Here is a 4,472-nt window from a genome sequence, read left to right on the forward strand (position 1 = left end):
GTGCATCCATGCACGTCGCCCTGCGGGTTTTTCCCGCCGTCTCCGCCGCTGCGGCAGGGGCCCCGGGTAAGTCAAAGTCCAAGGCAACAGCAACAGCAAAATCACGAGCAACAGCAACAGCAACAGCAACAGCAACAGCAACAGCAACGGCAAGATCAACAGCAACGGCAACGGCAAAATCACGAGCAACAGCGGCTGTTGGTTGGGGATGCCGGTGGCTGTGGGCTTAGGATGTCGATTCGTCTTGGTGTTTGCGCAAGACGCTGTGCCGCCGCCTGCGCGCGACGAGATCAAGTGTTGTCGTGGTGATCGATCGGAGTTGCAGGGATTCGAATTCGAATCTCACGCTGTCGATGTGCAGTGGCGACAGACTGCGTTCTACGGATTAACCGGCAAAGCGGTTTGCAGGTAATCCGGTGATGTCGAGTTCGATCGCGAACAGGCCGCCGGCCAGCGGTTGTTCTGCACGCTGCGCGTCGCTCAGGCCGACGGTGGCGGTGGTGATGTAGAGCGTGCGCAGGTCCGGGCCGCCGAAGGCGCAGCTGGTGACGTGGGCGGTGGGGAGGTCGATCTTGGCTTGTTGCGCGCCTTCGCCGTCGTGGCGGGTCACGGCGCTGCCGCCCCAGCGGGCGATCCAGATGTGGCCGGCGTCGTCGGTGGTCATGCCGTCGGGGGCGCCGTCGATGGCTTCGTCGTGTTGCAGCCACAGCCGGCGTTCGCCCAGCGTGCCGCTGTCGGGGTCGAAGTCGATCGCCCAGGTGCGGGCGTGGCCGGTCTCGTTGAAGAACATGGTGCGGCCGTCGGCCGACCAGGTCGGGCCGTTGGCGATGTGCACCTGGTCGAGATGGCGGGCGCAGCGGCCGTTGCCGTCGAAGCGGTACAGCGCGCCGGTCGAGGCAGTGCAGGCGTAGTCGGTGCTGCCGGCCCAGAAGCGGCCGTGCGCGTCGCACTTGCCGTCGTTGAAACGGTTGTGGTTTCGCTCCGGTTCCGGGCGATGCAGGCGGGTCAGTGCCTCGCTGTCGGGATCGAAGAGCGCCAGATCATGGCGCAGGCTGACCAGCAGGCCGGCGGTGTCGGCGCGTTCGGCGACGGCGGAAATCTCTTCGCCGAATTGCCAGCTCTGGCGCGCGCCGCTGGCCGGGGTGTAGCGGTGCAGGCGTTTGCCGAGGATGTCGACGAAGTACAGCGCCTGTTCGCGGATCGACCAGCAGGCGCCTTCACCGAGGGTCGCGGCGAGCGGCCAGACGCATTGCGCCGGGCCGCGTGTGATGGACGATGCGTCCATCAATGCGAATCGCGGGTGACGCGGTCGCCGCTGCCGCCGACCAGGATGTCCAGGTCGGCGCCGAGGTGTGCCTGCTGCACGTGATCGACGTAGAGCTTGGCCCAGCCACGCGTCGGCGCGGGTGGCGGGGTCCATTCGGCGCGGCGACGTGCGAGTTCCTCGTCGGACAGGTCCAGGTGCAGGCGACGGTTGGGCACATCGAGTTCGATGAAGTCACCGTTGCGCACCAGCGCGAGGTTGCCGCCGGCGGCGGCCTCGGGCGAGGTGTGCAGTACCACGGTGCCGTAGGCGGTGCCGCTCATGCGGGCGTCGGAGACGCGCACGATGTCGGTGATGCCGCGACGAAGCAGCTTGGGCGGCAGCGGCATGTTGCCGACTTCGGCCATGCCGGGATAACCGCGCGGGCCGCAGTTCTTCAGCACCATCACGCAGGTCTCGTCGATGTCGAGGTCCTCGTCGTCGATGCGCGACTTGAGATCTTCGATGTCTTCGAACACCACCGCGCGACCGCGATGCTGCAGCAGGTGCGGCGAGGCAGCCGAGGGCTTGATCACCGCACCGTCCGGGGCGAGGTTGCCGCGCAGCACCGCGATGCCGGCTTCGGCCTTGAACGGTTCGGCCAGCGGGCGGATCACGTCGCGGTTCCAGCATGGCGCTTCGGCGACGTTCTCGCCGAGCGTGCGGCCGTTGGCGGTGAGCGCGCCCAGATCCAATTGCCCGGAGATTTCGCGCAGCACGGCGGGCAGGCCGCCGGCGTAGTAGAAATCTTCCATCAGGTATTGGCCGGATGGCTTGAGGTTGACCAGGCACGGCAGGCGCGAGCCGAGTTCGTCCCAGTCGTCGAGCTTGAGGTCGACGCCGATGCGGCCGGCCAGCGCCAGCAGATGGATCACCGCGTTGGTCGAGCCACCGATCGCGGCGTTGGCCTTGATCGCGTTTTCGAACGCGGCGCGGGTGAGGATCTTGGACATGCGCAGGTCCTCGCGCACCATCTCGACCGCGCGGCGGCCGCTCAGATGCGCCAGCCGGAAGCGGCGCGAATCCACCGCCGGGATCGCCGCGTTCTCCGGCAGCGACATGCCGAGCGCCTCGACCATGCTCGCCATCGTCGACGCGGTGCCCATGGTCATGCAGCTGCCCTTGGAGCGCTGCATGCAGGCCTCGGCTTCGACGAACTCGTCCTGGCTGAGGGTGCCGGCGCGGACCATTTCCGACATCTCGATCACGCCGGTGCCCGAGCCGACCGGCTTGCCGCGCCAGTTGCCCGACAACGACGGGCCGCCGGACACGCCGATGGTCGGCAGATCCACGCTGGCCGCGCCCATCAGCAGGGAGGGCGTGGTCTTGTCGCAGCCCATCAACAGCACCACGCCGTCGATCGGGTTGGCGCGGATCGACTCTTCCACGTCCATGCTGGCGAGGTTGCGGAACAGCATCGCGGTCGGGCGGATCTGGGTCTCGCCCAGCGACATCACCGGGAACTCCAGCGGGAAGCCGCCAGCCTCGTAGACACCGCGCTTGACGTGCTCGGCCAGCTCGCGGAAGGAACTGTTGCACGGCGTCAGTTCCGACCAGGTATTGCAGATGCCGATCACCGGACGACCATCGAACAGGTCGTGCGGCAGGCCCAGGCCCTTCAGCCAGCTGCGGTAGTAGAAACCCTGCTTGCCTTCGCGGCCGAACCACTCCTGGCTACGCCTGGACGGCGACGGCTTCTTGGGTGAACCCATGGATGCGGAATCCTCGTGCGGAATGGGGCGGGGGAAGCTCCGGTCCCGCCGGATGGCCGTCGAGACGCTTTACGGCGGCGATCGTACCGGGCATATTGATATTGTAAAAATAACAATATCCGCATAATCGATATGTATCCGTGTATCGGTGTGCGCCCATCCCCGTGAGGCCACATGTCAAAGATCAATCTCGCAATCGTCGGTGTCGGCAAGATCGTGCGCGATCAGCACCTGCCGGCCGTCGCCGGCAACAGTGACTACCAACTGGTTGCCGCGGCAAGCCGCAACGGAACGGTCGATGGTATCGACAATTTCACCTCGATCGACGAGATGTTGTCCGCCGTGCCGGGCATCCAGGCGGTCTCGCTGTGCATGCCGCCGCAGTATCGCTACGAGGCGGCGTTGAAGGCGCTTTCGGCCGGCAAGCACGTGTTCCTGGAAAAGCCGCCGGGCGCGACGCTGTCGGAAGTGGCCGATCTTGAGGCGCTTGCCACCGCCAAGGGCGTGTCGCTGTTCGCCAGTTGGCATTCGCGTTATGCGCCGGCGGTCGAAGCGGCGAAAAGCTTCCTGGCCGGTACGCAGATCCGTTCGATGCGGGTGACCTGGAAAGAGGACGTGCGCCAGTGGCATCCGAACCAGGAGTGGATCTGGCAGGCCGGGGGCCTGGGTGTGTTCGATCCGGGCATCAACGCGCTGTCGATCGTGACTCATATCCTGCCGCGTCCGGTGTTCCTCACGGCCGCGCTGCTGGAATTCCCGGAGAACCGGGATGCGCCGATTGCTGCATCGATGACGTTCACCGATGCGCAGGGGCTTGATCTTGCGGCGGAGTTCGACTGGCGGCAGACGGGTAAGCAGAGCTGGGACATCGTTGCGCAGACCGATGCGGGTGAGATGGTGTTGTCGGAGGGGGGGGCGAAGCTTTCGGTCGATGGTGTGTTGGTGCATGAGCAGCCGGAGCAGGAGTATCCGATGCTCTACAAGCGCTTTGCCGAGATCATCAAGGCGGGGCGGTCGGATGTTGATCTGGCGCCGCTGCGGCATGTGGCGGATGGGTTCATGTTGGGGCGGCGGAAGGTGGTTGAGGCGTTTTTTGATTGAGGTGGGGTTGGGCAGTGGGGGGGCTTCGGTGCTTTCGCGTGATCTTTCAATCGTCGTCCCCGCGCAGGCGGGGACCGAGTGACTTCCACGTGATGTATCTACCGTCATCCCCGCGCAGGCGGGGATCCAGCGACTTCTGCGCCATTTTTCTACCGTCGTCTCCGCGCAGGCGGGAACCCAGTGATTTCCACGCGATCTCTCTACCGTCATCCCCGCGAACGCGGGGATCCATGGACGTTGCTTGTTGCGTTTGACGTTGTAGTGACCGCAACAGCAACAGCTTTCGCTCCTTCGGAGCGAGTCACTTGTTCTTTGCTTGTGCAAAGAAAAGTAACCAAAAGAAAGCACACCCCGGC

General features: G+C 65.3%; 4 protein-coding genes. 1 reads left to right on the forward strand and 3 read right to left on the reverse strand.

The features are described from left to right. From AC3WJE_RS20910 to AC3WJE_RS20920, 3 genes are all read right to left on the reverse strand, one after another. A partial coding sequence (locus AC3WJE_RS20910) for a hypothetical protein (protein ID WP_493732767.1) occupies window positions 1–294 on the reverse strand: 294 nt, incomplete at its 3' end. A 91-nt stretch (window positions 295–385) separates the two neighbouring features. After that, window positions 386–1,285, reverse strand: coding sequence for an SMP-30/gluconolactonase/LRE family protein (locus AC3WJE_RS20915; protein ID WP_493732768.1), 900 nt, complete (start codon window positions 1,283–1,285; stop codon window positions 386–388). Further along, window positions 1,285–3,015 carry an IlvD/Edd family dehydratase gene (locus AC3WJE_RS20920; RefSeq protein WP_493732769.1) on the reverse strand — a complete coding sequence of 577 codons (1,731 nt, stop codon included), beginning with the start codon at window positions 3,013–3,015 and terminating at the stop codon, window positions 1,285–1,287. The genes AC3WJE_RS20915 and AC3WJE_RS20920 overlap by 1 nt, the downstream gene beginning before the upstream one ends. A gap of 174 nt (window positions 3,016–3,189) precedes the next feature. On the opposite strand from AC3WJE_RS20920, the gene AC3WJE_RS20925 reads away from it, so the two are divergent. Next, window positions 3,190–4,116 carry a Gfo/Idh/MocA family protein gene (locus AC3WJE_RS20925; RefSeq protein ID WP_493732770.1) on the forward strand — a complete coding sequence of 309 codons (927 nt, stop codon included), beginning with the start codon at window positions 3,190–3,192 and terminating at the stop codon, window positions 4,114–4,116. Window positions 4,117–4,472: the final 356 nt, after the last annotated feature.

This window comes from Pseudomonas sp. GW821-FHT07E12 (assembly GCF_058986605.1).

Excerpts from the sequence above, each read along its gene's own strand:
- AC3WJE_RS20920 (WP_493732769.1), bottom strand. The coding sequence starts at position 3,015 with ATGGGTTCACCCAAGAAGCCGTCGCCGTCCAGGCGTAGCCAGGAGTGG.
- AC3WJE_RS20915 (WP_493732768.1), bottom strand. The coding sequence starts at position 1,285 with ATGGACGCATCGTCCATCACACGCGGCCCGGCGCAATGCGTCTGGCCG.
- AC3WJE_RS20925 (WP_493732770.1), top strand. The coding sequence starts at position 3,190 with ATGTCAAAGATCAATCTCGCAATCGTCGGTGTCGGCAAGATCGTGCGC.